Below are 15,021 nucleotides of genomic sequence, written 5' to 3'. Positions count from 1 at the left end.
GGGCGCTGGAGCTGGACATTTCTCAAAGTATAAACTAATATACCTACTTACCTATTAAGAAAGAAGCTATTTTCTTTTTATAATTACATATACTATTTTTACCTCTTAATAGCTATTATTTGTTTTCTATCACATTTCATCTATATACTTTAGTCAACACACAGCAGCAACGCACCCGAGGAAAGGAGCGTGAATCGGAATGATTAAAGATATGACTCAGGATGAAATAAGTCTTTATATTATTAAAACTTTAAAGGAAAATAAAAAGACTGAATTTGAAATGATACTCGAAGAACTACAGCCCTATGATGTTGCTAAAATTTACGAGGATTTACCGGAAAAACATAAAGGGAGATTTCTATTATTTTTAAAATTTGACGCCCTCGCTGACCTAATGGAGGAGCTAGACAAGGAAGATCAGCTCGGCTTATTAAACATTCTTGGCATCGAGAAGTCCGGTAAAGTTCTTGATTTAATGGATAATGACGATTTGGCGTTATTGTTAAACGAACTATCTCCCGAAAAAAAGGATTCACTATTATCGGGAATGAAGGCAGAAGAGTCTAATGCCGTAAAAGGCATCATGAATTACCCGCCGGAAACGGCCGGCCGGCTTATGACCAATCGATTTGTGTGGATCCGCGACTATTTTACTGTCAGAGAAGCGGTCGATAAGTTTAAAACCTTCGCTGCATTTGCGGAATCCATTAACTATTTATACGTAACAGACGAAAAACGTCAACTTGTTGGTGTTGTCTCCTATCGGGATTTACTGTTAGCTGAATTGGAGGAAAAAATCAGCACGATTATGTATGAACGCGTCATTTCCGTAACTGCTACAACCGATCAGGAGGTTGTCGCCCAAACAGCAGAAAGGTATGACTTCTTAGCCGTCCCGGTTGTCGATGAAGGCAATGTCCTTGTCGGCATTATCACGGTCGATGACATTATCGACATTGTGATTAAGGAAGCAAATGAAGATATTGAAAAGTTATCAGCGTCAGGGAAATCGATTGATTTCGAAACAAAAACGTTTGTTGCAGCAGCGAGACGGCTGCCATGGTTAATCCTCCTTTTGTTCATTGGGCTTATTTCGGGAAGAATCATCAGCAGCTTTGAGGATACCCTTAAGCAGGTCGTTGCCCTCGCGTTTTTTATGCCGATGATTGCCGGAATGACAGGGAATACAGGCACCCAATCGCTTGCAGTCGTTGTTCGTGGCCTAATTTCACACGATATTGATAAAGGAGTAATTACTCGCTTAGTCATCCGCGAGCTTGGTGTTGGTATTACCATCGGAATCACTTGTTCCATCCTGATTGCGGTTATTGCTTATGTATGGCAGGGAAATCTGATTTTAGGTGCGGTTGTCGGCTGTTCGTTATTCTTCACCCTTATTATCGGTACACTTGCAGGGACCGTTATCCCCCTTATTCTATACCATTTGAAGATTGACCCTGCCGTGGCATCCGGGCCACTGATCACCACCTTAAATGATATTTTTTCCTTACTCACCTACTTCGGGATTGCGACCATGTTTTTAAAGCATCTGATGTAAAAAATCGAAACATTTATTAGTGGGAATCGTCATGTATATTGCTCTTCGCAAAAAGGCAGCGGACCCACTGCCTTTTTCATGAACAGGGAATGTTTATTAGGGAAATACCATATATATTTCTTTATAAGACAAACTATATTAAACTAGGTTAGTGTTAAATACATATCATGTACATAAGTGAAGGTGAATTATGGCAGACTTTATTCAATCTATTTTGGAGTTCTTATCACAGTTAGGGTATTTTGGGATAGCTTTGGGATTAATGATTGAGATTATCCCAAGTGAAATTGTCTTAGGCTATGGCGGTTATATGATTTCACAAGGACATCTCAATTATTTCGGAGCTGTCATTGCTGGTACCATCGGTGGAACGATTGCCCAATTGTTTTTATATTGGGCGGGTTATTACGGCGGCCGTCCTTTTTTAGAGAAATATGGAAAATATGTTCTGATTAAAAAAAGCCATATTGATGTTGCCGAATCATGGTTTAAAAAATATGGCGCTGGAGTAATCTTTTCTGCCCGCTTTATTCCCGTTGTCAGACATGCTATTTCCATTCCAGCCGGTATCGCTAAAATGCCGGCCTCTAAATTTACGCTTTACACGGTAGCAGCTATTTTGCCGTGGACGGTTCTGTTCCTCTACTTAGGCGAAGTGTTGGGCAGCAACTGGTCACATATTAAGGAATACGCACAGCCCTATGTATTACCTATCATTATTGCTGCCCTCATTTTAGGCGCCATTTACTTTATTATCAAAAAAACAAAGAAAACCACCGATTAAGTCGATGGCACTGAAAATCATAAAATCGGCAGTCTTTCAGTGCCTGTGGAGGGTGAAATTGGATGCCCACCGGCACTCAGATAGGGTTTCAGTGCCCGCGAAGGGTGAAATTGGATGCCCACGGGCACTCAAAATAGGTTTCAGTGCCCGTGGAGGGTGAAAGTGGGTGCCCACGGGCACTCAGATAGGTTTTCAGTGCCCATATTAAGTGCGGTGGTTACTTTGTTTGAAAATTTTGCTTGGGCCCAGGTATCCAGCTTTTTAACATGGCTTTTCCCGATGGTGAAGCCGTATATAATGAGTAAGACAATAATTAAGGTAAATAGATCCACTTTTTTTGTCGAAATAAAGTTAATGATACCCATTAACACCTGTGGAATGACCCCTGTTACCGCAAATAATACTGTTCCCACCTTAAACCAAAAGCTCGATTTCAAACCATACCTGGCATATAGCAGGAAGAACGTCGATGACCATGCCAACACTTCAAGACTCACTAAGATTGTCCACTTGTTTTCTATCAAAAAATCCATATCCATCCCCCTCATTACATTAGTATTTACAAAATAAAAAAGCCCGGAAGAAGTATCGGCAATCGATATTTTCTCCCAGGCTTTTATCCTTCCGTGTACACAGAAATACGGACGGACCGTTCATTATCTGTGCGCTTTCTCTCGGACCAGACTGACTTTAAAGCCACGGAACCCTAGAAAACCCTTTTTTATGATATTATATTGCTATTTTACAGAAAAGGACCCATTAGGGAATTCCCGCAATTTACTTTTTAAAATGATAAGGCAGTGTCGCCACAATTACTTTCTTTTTATAAAGAAGATATGTCCGAATCAATATGCTTGATTGATTGTGCAGGATGTTATGCCAGCTCTTCTTCGTGATAAATTGGGGAATTAACACGGTCACTTTGTAGTTGTTCTCGCTTGCCTTATGTTCAATTGTATCAATAAATTTCGATAACGGCTGCAGAACACTGCGGTAGTGAGATTGAAGGGTAACAAGCCGGACATCAGGCTGCCATTTCTCCCATTTTTCCTCAAAGTGCTTTTCATCTTCCCGATCAAATGAGACATAAACGGCAAAAATCTGGTCAGTTATCGATTTGGCATAGTTAATCGAGTTTTCAACCACCTTAGTAATCCCTGCCACTGGAACAATAATAACATTTCCTTCGATTTGAATCGCTGGTTTATCCGGATGAATTCTTAATTGTTCCCCAACCGCTTCATAATGCGCATTAATTCTCCGGAAAGCAATTACAAGTATTGGCAAAAAGATAACCACAAACCAAACCTGGCTGAATTTTGTGACGAAGAAAATGATTAATACGGTTAAGGTTATAAGCGCCCCGATTAAATTGGCACTTAATTTCGCAATCCACCCGGCAGGTTTTTCACGGACCCACTTAATAATCATCCCCGTTTGCGACAAGGTGAAAGGGATAAACACACCCACCGCATAAAGTGGGATTAAATGCTCCGTTTTACCTTGCGAGACAATAATGAGCACGATGGATGCGATCCCTAAGGATACAATTCCGTTCGAATAGCCAAGACGGTCTCCCCTAATCGTAAACATTCTTGGCATATACTTATCCTTCGCAAGACTAAACGCTAATAATGGAAAAGCAGAGTAGCCGGTATTGGCCGCCAAAACCAAAATAAGTGCCGTCGTTCCTTGGACAAAGAAGTAAAGATAATTGCGTCCGAAGGTTTCTCTGGCGATTTGCGAAACGACCGTTTCGTCGTGCTTGGGTGAAATGCCGTAATAATAAGCCAGGAACGTAATTCCGGTAAATAATAATGCCAGCAGTGTACCCATTAGGACTAGCGTTCGCGCTGCGTTCTTTGGTGCCGGGTCTTTGAAATTGGGTATTGCATTTGAGATGGCTTCTACCCCCGTTAACGCCGAGCAGCCTGAGGCAAAGGCACGAAGCAGCAGGAATAAGGTGATCCCCTGGACAGGAGTTCCAATCGGCGCATGCTGAACGGCCGCTGAAACATTCCCTGTTACTATTTTAAAAATACCCACGCCAATTAACACAAACAGAGCAAGGACAAATAAATAGACGGGATAGGCTAGAATCGTCGCTGATTCGGTTAATCCGCGTAGATTTAAAATCGTGATCAAGATGACCAAAATGACCGCAATGGAAACTGTATGTTGATGAAGTGATGGAATGGCTGAAGTAATTGCAGCCGTCCCCGCTGATACACTAACAGCGACTGTCAAAATGTAATCAACCAATAAGGACCCACCGGCAATTAAGCCTGCCTTCTCACCGATGTTCTCCTTCGAAACTAGATAGGCCCCTCCGCCTTGAGGGTACGAATAGATAATTTGCCGATAAGACAATATTAGTGCTGCTAACAGAAATAATACTCCAACCGCAATGGGCACTGAGTACCAATAGGCGATAACACTTATCGTTGCTAACACAAGAAGAATTTGTTCTGTTCCGTATGCCACTGATGATAAGGCATCAGAAGACAGAATTGCTAAAGCCTTAAAGATGTTTAACTTTTGTTCGCCTAAGGCTGCCGATTTTAATGGCCGGCCAATTAACAATCTCTTAAAAGAAGAGAACAAGGGATTCACCCACCAAATTTGAAGTAGAATTACCGATTGATTTTATCACATCATGGTCATTAAAATGAAGGATTTTATTATTGAATTTTAAAAAGGCTGCATCGCTTGATCAATGTAGATCTAACATGCAGCCTTTTTCTATTAGATTAGAGCATCAAACCGGTTATCGTTGCTGTTAGCAAGCTAACTAGTGTGGCACCATAGAGTAATTTAAGCCCGAATTTTGCAACAAGATTGCCTTTCTGCTCATTCAGACCTTTCACCGCTCCGGTTACAATTCCAATTGACGAAAAGTTAGCGAAGGAAACAAGAAAGACAGAAATGATTCCAACGGTACGGCTTGATAGTGAATGCGAAATTTTTCCTAAATCAATCATTGCAACAAACTCATTAGATAACAACTTCGTCGCCATAATCGTTCCTGCTCTGACCACTTCCGACCCGGGCACCCCAACGATAAAGGCAAATGGTGCAAACACATAGCCAAGCGCCATCTGGAAGCTGATTCCGAAAATGCCTGCAAAAATATGGTTAATCATACTAATTAAGGCCACAAATCCAATGAGCATGGCACCGACAATGATGGCCACTTTGAAGCCATCTAAAATATACTCGCCAAGCATTTCAAAAAACGTTTGTTTTTCTTCTTCGTTGAAATCAATAATATCCTCTTCCTCACTCACTTCATACGGATTAATGATATTAGAAATGATAAATCCACCAAAAAGATTCAGTACAAGTGCCGTAACTACATACTTGGGTTCAATCATTGTCATATAGGCCCCTAAGATGGAGGCTGAAACGGTTGACATCGCTGACGTACACAATGTATAAAGACGATGTTTCGGAAGGTAGGGAAGCTGTTTTTTTACTGAAATAAAAACTTCAGACTGGCCAAAAACAGCTGAGGCCACAGCATTATAGGACTCTAACTTCCCAAGTCCATTAATCTTGCTTAAGATTAAACCTAGGTAGCGAATAATGAAAGGAAGAACTTTTATATGCTGGGCGATCCCAATCAATACAGAAATAAAAACAATCGGCATTAGAACATTAAGGAAAAACGGTGCTTGTCCCTTGTTGGCGATTCCACCAAAAACAAAATTAATTCCCTCAGCGCCATAATTTAAAATATGTTCAAACAAACTGGATATGCCTTTTATGATCACAAGTCCTACTTCTGTGTTTAAAAGCAAAAAGGCTAAGACGAGCTGCAGGACGAGCATAGTGATAATTGGCCTTAGCTTTACTCCTTTTTTATTGTAACTTGCAATATAGGCTAGCAAAAAAATAATAACGAGCGCTGCTAAAAATAAAACATATTTCAAACTGATTCTCTCCTTTTTCTAAGTTGTCCATTCTGCTATGTAAGCGGATGTATTTTTTTCGACAAAAATCGACAGCGTTTTCAAACATAAACTTGATTATAAAATTGGAATAGATATGTGTCAATTCATTCGAATAAAGTAATACTATTCAGTCTTTCGTTACTTTTCTAATTTATCTTCCCCCTTGAGCGGTGGATTAACCTCGATTTAGCGTAAGTTTCCATAAAAAAAACATGAAGACTTGTAGTCTCCATGCTTTAAAATCAATAGGGCGTTCCATACCACTTTATACATTAAAATAAATCCAGGGAACTAAACTTCTTTACCTAATAAAGGTGGTGTGAGCTAAGCTGAGCCTTTCCTAATTCATTGTGAGGAATGTATTCTTACGCTCAAATTGGATAAATAAATTCGCTTTTGCGAAGCTCCGCCCCTTTCCCAAACAAAGATGATTATTTTGCTTGAGCTGCTTCAATCACACGCTTCATTGCCTGCATTTGTCCTAGATGAAGGGTTTCATGGAAGATGGCAAAGTTAGCGAGTTCGCCAAAGGTTTCTTGACCTAGGAATGGCGTTTGCAGCTTCATAGTAAAACCTTCCGCCGGAAGCTCCTTAATTCGTTTGATTTGATCTTGTAACTGGTCAAGTAATTCCTGAACGGATGGAACGTCACCTTGCCAATCAGCTGGTTTAGTCCCCGTTGCAAATAACTCCATATAGTTTGTCGGTAAACTGGTTGACTTTTTCGGAAAACCAAACATAAATTGCTCAGCGACAGTCAACACATGACCCACATGCCAGTGAATCGTATTGTTAAACCCTTCTGGTCGAACCTCAGTGGTGCCCTCTTCGAATGCCTCCACTGTTTTAATAAGGCGCCCCCTTGTTAACTCAAAGCCCTTAAATAATAATTCGCTCATCTGATTTTACCTCCCTTTCGTTTGCCTAGCTTTATTCTATACCATGATTAGCCAATTATCGAAATAATTAGACTTACATTTCCTTAGGAGCTTCTAATCCTAATAAGCGCAAACCTTCTTTTAGAACCACAGTAACGGAGTCAACAAGTGCTAACCGCGATTGTTGTTCAGCGTTTTCCTCCAGGATTTTTACCTCGGCATAGTATTTATTAAAGGCTTGGGCAAGATCAACTACATATTTCGCTACCTGGGAAGGATCAAAGTTTTCGCATGCTCTTTTAATCGAATGGGAAAATTCCATTAGCACACTGACAACTTTCCATTCTTTGTCCCAAGCATTATTATATGCGGCCGTTTGTAATTCAGAATCCCAATTCGCTTTTCTTAAAATAGAACACGCTCTTGCATACGAATATTGGACGTATGGGCCTGTTTCCCCTTCAAAGCGGAGCATATCTTCTAATGAAAATTCAATGTCATTCATGCGATTGTTCTTTAAGTCGTGGAAAATCACCGCACCAACACCCACTTGTTTAGCCACTTCTGCTTTATTGGCAAGGTTTGGATTTTTTTCTTCGATACTGTGACTAGCCATTGCAATCGACTCAGTTAATACCTCTTCTAATAAAACAACCTTCCCTTTTCGTGTCGACATTTTCTTGCCGTCTTTTAACATCATTCCAAAGGGAATATGGTGCATTTTTTGTGCCCAGTCAAAGCCCATTTTTTCTAAAACGGCGATTAACTGTTTAAAATGAAGACTTTGTTCATGTCCAACCACGTATAAGGATAGGGCAAAGTTATAGTTTTCTTTTCTGTAAAGTGCGGCTGCTAAATCACGAGTGGCGTAAAGTGTTGCGCCATCGGATTTCTTTATTAAACACGGTGGAAGTTGTTCTTCAGTTAATTCAACTACCTGCGCCTGATTGGATTCAACCAGCAATTGTTTTTCTTCCAGAAGCTGAACAATCCGATCCATTTTGTCATTATAAAAAGCTTCGCCCGCCAAGGAGTCAAATTCGACGTTCAACAACTCATAAATTCTTGAAAACTCTTTTAAGGATTCATCACGGAACCATTGCCACAATGATAACGCCTGTTCGTCCCCATCCTCAAGCTTTTTAAACCAGCTGCGTCCCTGATCTTCCAGGGATGGATTCGTTTCCGCCTCTTCGTGGAATTTGATATAAAGGGTCAATAATTCTTTAATCGGATTTTGCTTGACCTTCTCCACATCTCCCCAAAGCTGGTAGGAGGTAATCAGTTTTCCAAACTGTGTTCCCCAGTCGCCAAGATGGTTAATCTTAATAGGCTGATAGCCGCATTTTTCAACAATGAGTGCGATTGAATTCCCAATAACGGTAGAACGCAAATGTCCCATCGAAAAAGGCTTGGCGATGTTTGGCGAGGACATATCAATTGTTACCTGGCCGCCCTTTCCAAACTCGAGAGCGCCGTATTTTTCCTGTTGTTGAAGAATTTCAATAACCACTTCTTCCGATACTGTCTTTTTGTTTAAAAAGATATTTAAATAGGCACCAACCACTTCCACCTTCTCAAATGTTGGTGAATGAAGCTTTTCACTCAGTTCTTGGGCAATCAAATTGGGTGATTTTCTTTTCAGCTTTGCCAATGTAAAACAGGGAAAGGCTAAATCCCCAAGTTCCTGATTTTTTGGTTTTTCAATCATTAGTTCCAGTTCAGTTGCTGAAATTTCCTGGTCTAGTAATTCAAAAAGAATCGCTGCAAGGTCCTTTTTAAAATTCATTCTTATTGACCTCCTTTTTTTCTAAAAAACTAATTTTGCGGTGTGACGCCCCTTTTCTATAAAAAGCAAAAAACTCCCGCCTCTATAAAAGAGACGAGAGTTTGATTATCCCGCGGTACCACTCAAATTGTTCAATAAGAACCATCTTTCCTTTTGTAACGGAGGATTCTCCGGCATACCCTACTAAGGTTCAGGTAAGCATCTCAAAAGTGCGCTTCATTATCTGATCCGTATCAGGCTCCCACCATCCCTGACTCGCTTCAACATTCAAGATAATTACTCTCTTTTTCATTGAATTTTTCTGAATTAATTATCAGTTATTATACTGGAAAGGAAAGGATTTTTCCAGTGACAGATGATTATTTTTTTCTTTCAGGAGAACCTATGCTTAAAAGGAGTGATTTTTGTGGCTAGAAAAAATAAAATCCTCGTTCCAGAGGCAAGAAGTGGATTAGATGCGTTAAAGGCAAAGGTTGCACATGCCAGGAGCCCTGAAGAAGCGAAATTTGAGGCAGCTGAAGAGGTTGGTGTCCCTCTGAAAAAAGGCTACAACGGACGGCTTACGTCGGAGCAGGCTGGAAAAGTCGGCGGCAGGCTGGGCGGCAGCATGGTTCGCGAGCTTGTCAAAATGGCGCAGGAAAACATAGCTAAAAAACAGTAACCTCTGGGGCCTATTTTTGTAGGTCCCTCCTTAAGGACAAAAGCTGCTATTTCATTGGTCAAAATGTCTTTAATTGAGGTCCTTAAAGACAAAAGCCGCTATCTTACCGACAAAAATGTCTTTAATTGCCCTCCTTAAGGACAAAAACCACTGTCTCATGGGCCAAAATGTCTTTAATAGCCCTCCTTAAAGACAAAACTCCCTGTCTTACCGACCAAAATGTCTTTAATAGCCTTCCTTAAAGACAAAACTCCCTGTCTTACCGACCAAAATGTCTTTAATAGCCTTCATAGTACATGATTTACCCACTACAAAAATCCTCCCTTAGCTTTAATATCAAAACAGCAAGGCTTATTTTAAAAAAAGTTTGACAATTTTGTGTCAATTGATAGAATATTCAGTAACAAAGGAGTGGATGATCATGCAAAAAGAGCATTTAAGGAATTTACAACCCTTTAAAACAGCCGCCGCCTACGGAGGTGGATTTGGAATCATTATTCTTATTTTCAGTCTCCTTGGATACGGTTACAATAACCTATTGGGCATAGGTATTGGATTAACCGCGGCATCAGTCGTTCTGTTCTTGTTTGGGACTTTTCTATGCTTAATGGAGGAATACACTGTCGCCGCTAAAGGGAAAGCGGAGATGGCTGAATCTTCAAAAGGATTTTAGACTTGTGTGGTTGTTTACACAAGTCTTTTTATTTCATAACGATAATCCTTTTAACAAAAACACCTTCATGACTTCGGCAATTTGCTCCGAACTCAACGGCTCATGATTTCTTTCCCAATCGGAAACAAGCGCGATGTACATTTTTAACAGGAGAAAACTAGTGATTTCTGCATTTGCCTCCGGGATTGCTCCCTTAGCAATGGCTGCTTCAATCTTTTGCTTCAAGTACGCAATAATCTTATCCTCCACATGCTGAAGCATTTCCGAAACCGCCAATGTTCCCATTTCCGCCTCTTCTTGAACCAACTTAATCATCAACTGGTGCTGGGAGCGAAATGCTAACAAACGGTAGAGGGCATGATGGACATTTTCGGTAAATGGTAAATCCGGCTGGATTGCCGCATCCGCCTCGGCAATCATCTCCTTCACCAGCGAGGAAATAATCTCTTCAAATAATTCTTCTTTATTTTTAAAAAAGGTATAAATGGTTCCTTTTCCTACATTGGCAAGCTTTGCGACTTGGTCCATTGTGGTCGCTTTATAGCCGAACAACGAAAAAGACTTCGTGGCCGCCTCTACAATCATCTTTCTTCTATCGGTTGCCATTCAGACCTTCCCCTTTTTGACCATTTTGGTTTTTTGGTCACTTTAATATAATTTCACTATAGCATAGCTTGGTATTGGTTTCAAATTTATTTGGTAGATTGTTGGCAAATTGACAAAAAAACATGACTATAAAACAGTCATGTTTTACTGAATAATCAATTAAGCGTCTCTCCGTTACACTGATTTTTGAACAAATAGTTTACATACATTTTGGTGTTTTGGTGCTCGCGACGGAGACATGCTAATGATTTCTCCTTCAATAGCGTCACTTAAACAGCTTCATCCCAACTAACGTAATCCGCTATACTAATTAAACGTTTGGTTAAATTTAAAACCGCCTAGTTAGTAATTTATGACCCTGTCGAGCGATAGTGCCTGACACCAAATTGCCAGAATAGAAAACACGGGAGGATAAACAGACCGCCCGCAATGGGTGTCAGCAGATAAATGATGCCATTCCCCTGCGTTTTGCCGAGAATATACATTAACGGCAGATAGTTTACTGTCCCAAAAGGAATAACATAGGTAAAAAAACGGGCAACCCATTTTTGATAAATATTTAATGGGTATTGTGCCATCTCCCGGCCTCCATCAGTAAATATGTTAGCCACTTCAAGGCCTTGGACCGTCCAAAAACACATTGTTGCCGCAAGCATATAGATTCCTGTAAAAATCAGAACACCGCTAACAATCATCAACATAAGGGTGATTGCTTTTATTGAAGTCCATTCGATGGGAAGATTGCTCAAGGCCCAAACTAAAACAATGATACTTTGCAGCAGCCGGCCAAATTTAATAAACTCAAATTTCGAGCCGAGGACCTGTACAAACGTGCTTCTTGGCCGAACCAGCAATCGATCAAATTCCCCTTTAATGACGAGACTCGAAAACTGATCAAACCCGCGGGCGAAACACTCGCTTAAGCTGAAGGCCATATGTATGATTGCGAAACAAAGCGCCACCTCGAAGAATTGCCAGCCCTTTATTTGCCCAAACCGTTCAAATAAAAGATACAGGCCGGCAAAAATAGTTAATGGAATAAAAAACTGACCCACCGAGAGGAGCCAAAAAGAGGTCCGGTATTGCATTTGGGATTTAAACAAAATTAGCAGATACTTATAATAGAGCCTCAATGTGAATCACCCTCCCTGGACAACGACTTTTCTTATGACCCGATTAAGGGCGAAGCGGCCTAATAAAACGAGAACAAGCAAATATCCTAGCTGGATGAGGATTCCAATCATGGCTTCATTCTGTGGAATATGCCCCGAATAGACGCGAAACGGGAAATCCGCCGTCCAGCGAAATGGAAGCACATTCGCTATTTTTTGCAGCCACGTTGGCATCAAGGGAACTGGTATGATTAACCCGGCAAAGAATTCACCTAGAATAGAGAATACTAGCAAGGACCCTGCCGGTGACATGGTAATAAATACGGATATATATAAGAACATCGAGATGGCTACTAAAAGAAATAACCCTAGAAGTAAGGCAGATAAAAATAATAGAAAGGTAGTTAAACTAGGTGGTAACGTCATGTTGTAGGGTTTAGGCAAAAGAAAGGAGACGAATAAAATTGGAAAGCAGCGCAATATGGCACTTGATAACCTCTGCGCTAGAAGCTTCGCATACCAAAATCCATAAAGTTCGCACGGACGACACAGCTCATAAGCAATATTCCCGCTCGTAATTAACTCAAACAGTTCATTATCCCGAAACCACATCGTTATGAAAACTAAAAAGGCCTGCTGCAGCCATATGTAAGAGATGATTTCCCTTAATGAAATAGGCGGAGTTTGGACAGCGTATTCATAAAATGCCTCAAATACCATAATCGTAATAAATCCCCAGAAAAATTGCGTTGCCACCCCAGCAAGTGCCGCAGCGCGGTATTGCATGCCCATTGAAAGCCGCAGCTTCAAAACCGATCCATACACCTTCATATTTTGTACTCCTTATAAAGCTGAACGATAATGTCTTCAATTGGCTGTGATTCCACCGTTACATCTAAAAGTTTCACTTGGTCGGATAAATGGGTAATGACCTCCGAGGTTTTTGTCTGGTCTGGATCGAAGCTTAATATTACTCGTTCCGGTGACCATGAAAGTATGGAGGTCCCGGGAATTTGGATGGGGATTGTATTTTTTCCATAATCTGCTGTAATAGTTTTATGGGTGCCAAACCGCTTCCGTAATTTCTCTAAATGTCCATCGTATAATAAGCTGCCCTTGCCAATTAAAATCACTCTGTCCGCTAATGACTCAATATCATTCATGTCGTGTGTGGTGAGGATGACGGTAACCCCTTTTTCCTTGTTAATTGTTTTGATAAATTGGCGGACGGCGATTTTCGAAACGGCATCAAGCCCGATGGTCGGTTCATCTAAAAATAGGATCTTGGGGTTGTGAATAAGAGAAGCAGCGATTTCAGAGCGCATTCGCTGGCCTAAACTTAATTGCCGGACGGGTGACTGGACGATTTCTTGTAGTTCAAGAGTTTCGATGAGAAGGTCAATCGTAGCTTTGTATTCTTGTAGCGGGACCTTGTAGATGTCTTTTAGCAGTTCAAATGAATCCATTACCGGGACATCCCACCAGAGCTGAGAGCGCTGCCCAAAAACGACACCAATATTTTTTACATATTGGATTCGGTCTTTCCAAGGTGTGTATCCCATAATGGTGCATGAGCCGGTGTCAGGTACCAAAATTCCACTCATAATCTTAATGGTTGTCGATTTACCCGCCCCGTTTGGACCGATATAGCCCACGATTTCCCCAGGTTTAATCGAAAAAGAGATGTCCTTTAGGGCATCTATTATTGTATGTTCCCGGTAAAATAAAGACTTCGCTGCCTGCCTCAGCCCAGTTGACCGCTTGGCAATCTTGTAGGATTTGCTTATTCCCTCTAACTGAATCAATTCGATTTCCCTCCCTTCCATTTTGAGTCGCAGAGGAAAATAATAACATCGTGGATATAACCGTGTCAAGAATTTTCTAAATATTCCTCTTTTTAAAGGCGTTAACAAAATGTTCACTCCTTTAGGACAACCAAGCAAGGATTTTTTTATAAAATAGACTTGGAGTTATCAAGAAAGGATGTGGCATATGGCTTATAAACCTCGTACTGAATCTGAAGAATTAATGATCTTGAGGTTGTTAGACACACGAATGACTTTGTCTGAAAAAGACATACAGCATTATTACAGACTTAAAAAGGGATACGAAGGAGAGGTCATGTTTGATTCATTGACTGAGAAACTTCAATGTGAATGTTATATTTTGAATGACCTGCTGTTTAAGGTAAATAACACCATGTTTCAAATCGACACGCTGATTATTGTTTCTGATACTGTCCACTTTTACGAAGTAAAAAATTATGATGGTGATTATCTTTACGAGATAGACACGGACACATTATACAAAAGGCCAAAAAAGGAATATACAAATCCACTCCATCAGCTGAATCGAAGCGAATCCCTGCTCCGTCAATTACTCCAGAATATAGGATATAACTTTCCTATTGAGGCCCAAGTAGTTTTTATCAATCCTATGTTCACCCTATACCAAGCTCCCCTTGAAAGGCCTTTTATTTTTCCAACACAGGTAAAGAGCTATTTGGAAAAATTAGATAAGGTACCATCCAAACTAAATAGAAACTGCAAGACTCTGGCTGACAAATTAATTTCTCTCCATATTGATAAAAACCCTTATACAACCTTCCCCCTGTATGAATACAAGGGGCAGCGAAAAGGGTTGATTTGTGAGCTATGCAACTCGTTTTCAATTTATGTTCACGGAAAGAAGTGTGTGTGTGGTGACTGTGGGCATGAAGAGTTGGTTTCAACTGCTGTTTTGCGGAATGTGAGGGAATATATGCTTTTATTTCCTAATCAAAAAATTACTACGAACGATATTTACGATTGGTGTGGTGGGGTTGTTGATTCTAAAAAGAGGATAAGCAGGATTTTAGACAGGCATTTTAAAATTGTTGGGATTGGTCAATGGGCATACTATGAGTGAAAATTGATTTTATTAAAGTTACTTTTATACTTGCCGTTTTTAATTCTTTAGAAGGGGTTCATTGACTCGATTTTTTACTTAAGGGGCATTATTAAAGACA

The 15,021-nt window shown here is 40.5% G+C and carries 14 protein-coding genes, 1 riboswitch and 1 other annotated feature; of the genes, 5 read left to right on the top strand and 9 right to left on the bottom strand.

Features of this window, described 5'->3' with window-relative positions; all coding sequences use genetic code 11:
• The first annotated feature begins 199 nt into the window (after positions 1 to 199).
• Entirely contained in the window at positions 200 to 1,558 is a 1,359-nt protein-coding gene (gene mgtE, locus BSO02S_RS24870) for a magnesium transporter (protein ID WP_066074369.1), read from the top strand.
• Positions 1,559 to 1,748: 190 nt separating this feature from the next.
• On the top strand, positions 1,749 to 2,342 hold the full coding sequence (uptA, locus tag BSO02S_RS24865) for an undecaprenyl phosphate transporter UptA (protein ID WP_096190923.1): 594 nt from the start codon (positions 1,749 to 1,751) through the stop codon (positions 2,340 to 2,342).
• 140 nt (positions 2,343 to 2,482) lie between these two features.
• On the opposite strand, the gene BSO02S_RS24860 is transcribed toward uptA, so the two are convergent.
• From BSO02S_RS24860 to argS, 5 genes are all read right to left on the bottom strand, one after another.
• The gene (locus BSO02S_RS24860; RefSeq protein WP_066074362.1) at positions 2,483 to 2,875 is read right to left on the bottom strand and encodes a hypothetical protein; all 393 of its coding nucleotides are present in this window, start codon (positions 2,873 to 2,875) and stop codon (positions 2,483 to 2,485) included.
• A 70-nt stretch (positions 2,876 to 2,945) separates the two neighbouring features.
• Positions 2,946 to 3,063: riboswitch (guanidine-I (ykkC/yxkD leader) on the bottom strand.
• Between the two features lie 56 nt (positions 3,064 to 3,119).
• Positions 3,120 to 4,946, bottom strand: a complete 1,827-nt coding sequence (gene kimA / locus BSO02S_RS24855) for a potassium transporter KimA (RefSeq protein ID WP_066074358.1) — start codon at positions 4,944 to 4,946, stop codon at positions 3,120 to 3,122.
• 146 nt (positions 4,947 to 5,092) lie between these two features.
• On the bottom strand, positions 5,093 to 6,274 hold the full coding sequence (locus BSO02S_RS24850) for a NupC/NupG family nucleoside CNT transporter (RefSeq protein ID WP_066074355.1): 1,182 nt from the start codon (positions 6,272 to 6,274) through the stop codon (positions 5,093 to 5,095).
• A 452-nt stretch (positions 6,275 to 6,726) separates the two neighbouring features.
• A complete protein-coding gene (locus BSO02S_RS24845; protein ID WP_066074349.1) occupies positions 6,727 to 7,194 on the bottom strand; it encodes a DinB family protein in 468 nt (155 codons plus the stop codon).
• 73 nt (positions 7,195 to 7,267) lie between these two features.
• Positions 7,268 to 8,962 carry an arginine--tRNA ligase gene (argS, locus tag BSO02S_RS24840; protein WP_066074346.1) on the bottom strand — a complete coding sequence of 565 codons (1,695 nt, stop codon included), beginning with the start codon at positions 8,960 to 8,962 and terminating at the stop codon, positions 7,268 to 7,270.
• Between the two features lie 86 nt (positions 8,963 to 9,048).
• Positions 9,049 to 9,263: a binding site (T-box leader), on the bottom strand.
• A 105-nt stretch (positions 9,264 to 9,368) separates the two neighbouring features.
• Here argS and BSO02S_RS24835 point away from each other — a divergent pair.
• Together BSO02S_RS24835 and BSO02S_RS24830 are read left to right on the top strand one after the other, a co-directional pair.
• A complete protein-coding gene (locus BSO02S_RS24835; RefSeq protein WP_066074343.1) occupies positions 9,369 to 9,623 on the top strand; it encodes an alpha/beta-type small acid-soluble spore protein in 255 nt (84 codons plus the stop codon).
• A 421-nt stretch (positions 9,624 to 10,044) separates the two neighbouring features.
• Complete coding sequence (locus tag BSO02S_RS24830; protein ID WP_066074339.1) at positions 10,045 to 10,296, top strand: hypothetical protein; 252 nt, start codon at positions 10,045 to 10,047, stop codon at positions 10,294 to 10,296.
• A 33-nt stretch (positions 10,297 to 10,329) separates the two neighbouring features.
• Here BSO02S_RS24830 and BSO02S_RS24825 read toward each other — a convergent pair whose 3' ends face one another.
• From BSO02S_RS24825 to BSO02S_RS24810, 4 genes are all read right to left on the bottom strand, one after another.
• Positions 10,330 to 10,902, bottom strand: a complete 573-nt coding sequence (locus BSO02S_RS24825) for a TetR/AcrR family transcriptional regulator (protein WP_066074336.1) — start codon at positions 10,900 to 10,902, stop codon at positions 10,330 to 10,332.
• Between the two features lie 350 nt (positions 10,903 to 11,252).
• A complete protein-coding gene (locus tag BSO02S_RS24820; protein WP_174524272.1) occupies positions 11,253 to 12,035 on the bottom strand; it encodes an ABC transporter permease in 783 nt (260 codons plus the stop codon).
• Positions 12,036 to 12,041: 6 nt separating this feature from the next.
• Complete coding sequence (locus BSO02S_RS24815) at positions 12,042 to 12,845, bottom strand: ABC transporter permease (RefSeq protein WP_066074333.1); 804 nt, start codon at positions 12,843 to 12,845, stop codon at positions 12,042 to 12,044.
• Positions 12,842 to 13,819, bottom strand: coding sequence for an ABC transporter ATP-binding protein (locus BSO02S_RS24810; RefSeq protein WP_174524271.1), 978 nt, complete (start codon positions 13,817 to 13,819; stop codon positions 12,842 to 12,844). Before BSO02S_RS24810 ends, BSO02S_RS24815 begins: the two co-directional genes overlap by 4 nt.
• 187 nt (positions 13,820 to 14,006) lie before the next feature.
• Here BSO02S_RS24810 and BSO02S_RS24805 point away from each other — a divergent pair, with 187 nt between their 5' ends.
• The gene (locus BSO02S_RS24805; protein WP_066074328.1) at positions 14,007 to 14,921 is read left to right on the top strand and encodes a nuclease-related domain-containing protein; all 915 of its coding nucleotides are present in this window, start codon (positions 14,007 to 14,009) and stop codon (positions 14,919 to 14,921) included.
• The last annotated feature ends 100 nt before the right edge of the window (positions 14,922 to 15,021 follow it).

Origin of the sequence: Neobacillus soli NBRC 102451 (assembly GCF_001591665.1) — a bacterium.
Taxonomy (GTDB): domain Bacteria; phylum Bacillota; class Bacilli; order Bacillales; family Cytobacillaceae; genus Neobacillus; species Neobacillus soli.
The sequence above is the reverse complement of the archived record's forward strand: the minus strand, read 5'-3'. Positions and strand labels throughout refer to the sequence as shown.

Coding starts and splice junctions, on each gene's coding strand:
- BSO02S_RS24815 (WP_066074333.1), bottom strand. CDS start 12,845: ATGAAGGTGTATGGATCGGTTTTGAAGCTGCGGCTTTCAATGGGCATG.
- argS (WP_066074346.1), bottom strand. CDS start 8,962: ATGAATTTTAAAAAGGACCTTGCAGCGATTCTTTTTGAATTACTAGAC.
- uptA (WP_096190923.1), top strand. CDS start 1,749: ATGGCAGACTTTATTCAATCTATTTTGGAGTTCTTATCACAGTTAGGG.
- BSO02S_RS24860 (WP_066074362.1), bottom strand. CDS start 2,875: ATGGATTTTTTGATAGAAAACAAGTGGACAATCTTAGTGAGTCTTGAA.
- mgtE (WP_066074369.1), top strand. CDS start 200: ATGATTAAAGATATGACTCAGGATGAAATAAGTCTTTATATTATTAAA.
- BSO02S_RS24805 (WP_066074328.1), top strand. CDS start 14,007: ATGGCTTATAAACCTCGTACTGAATCTGAAGAATTAATGATCTTGAGG.
- BSO02S_RS24825 (WP_066074336.1), bottom strand. CDS start 10,902: ATGGCAACCGATAGAAGAAAGATGATTGTAGAGGCGGCCACGAAGTCT.
- BSO02S_RS24830 (WP_066074339.1), top strand. CDS start 10,045: ATGCAAAAAGAGCATTTAAGGAATTTACAACCCTTTAAAACAGCCGCC.
- BSO02S_RS24845 (WP_066074349.1), bottom strand. CDS start 7,194: ATGAGCGAATTATTATTTAAGGGCTTTGAGTTAACAAGGGGGCGCCTT.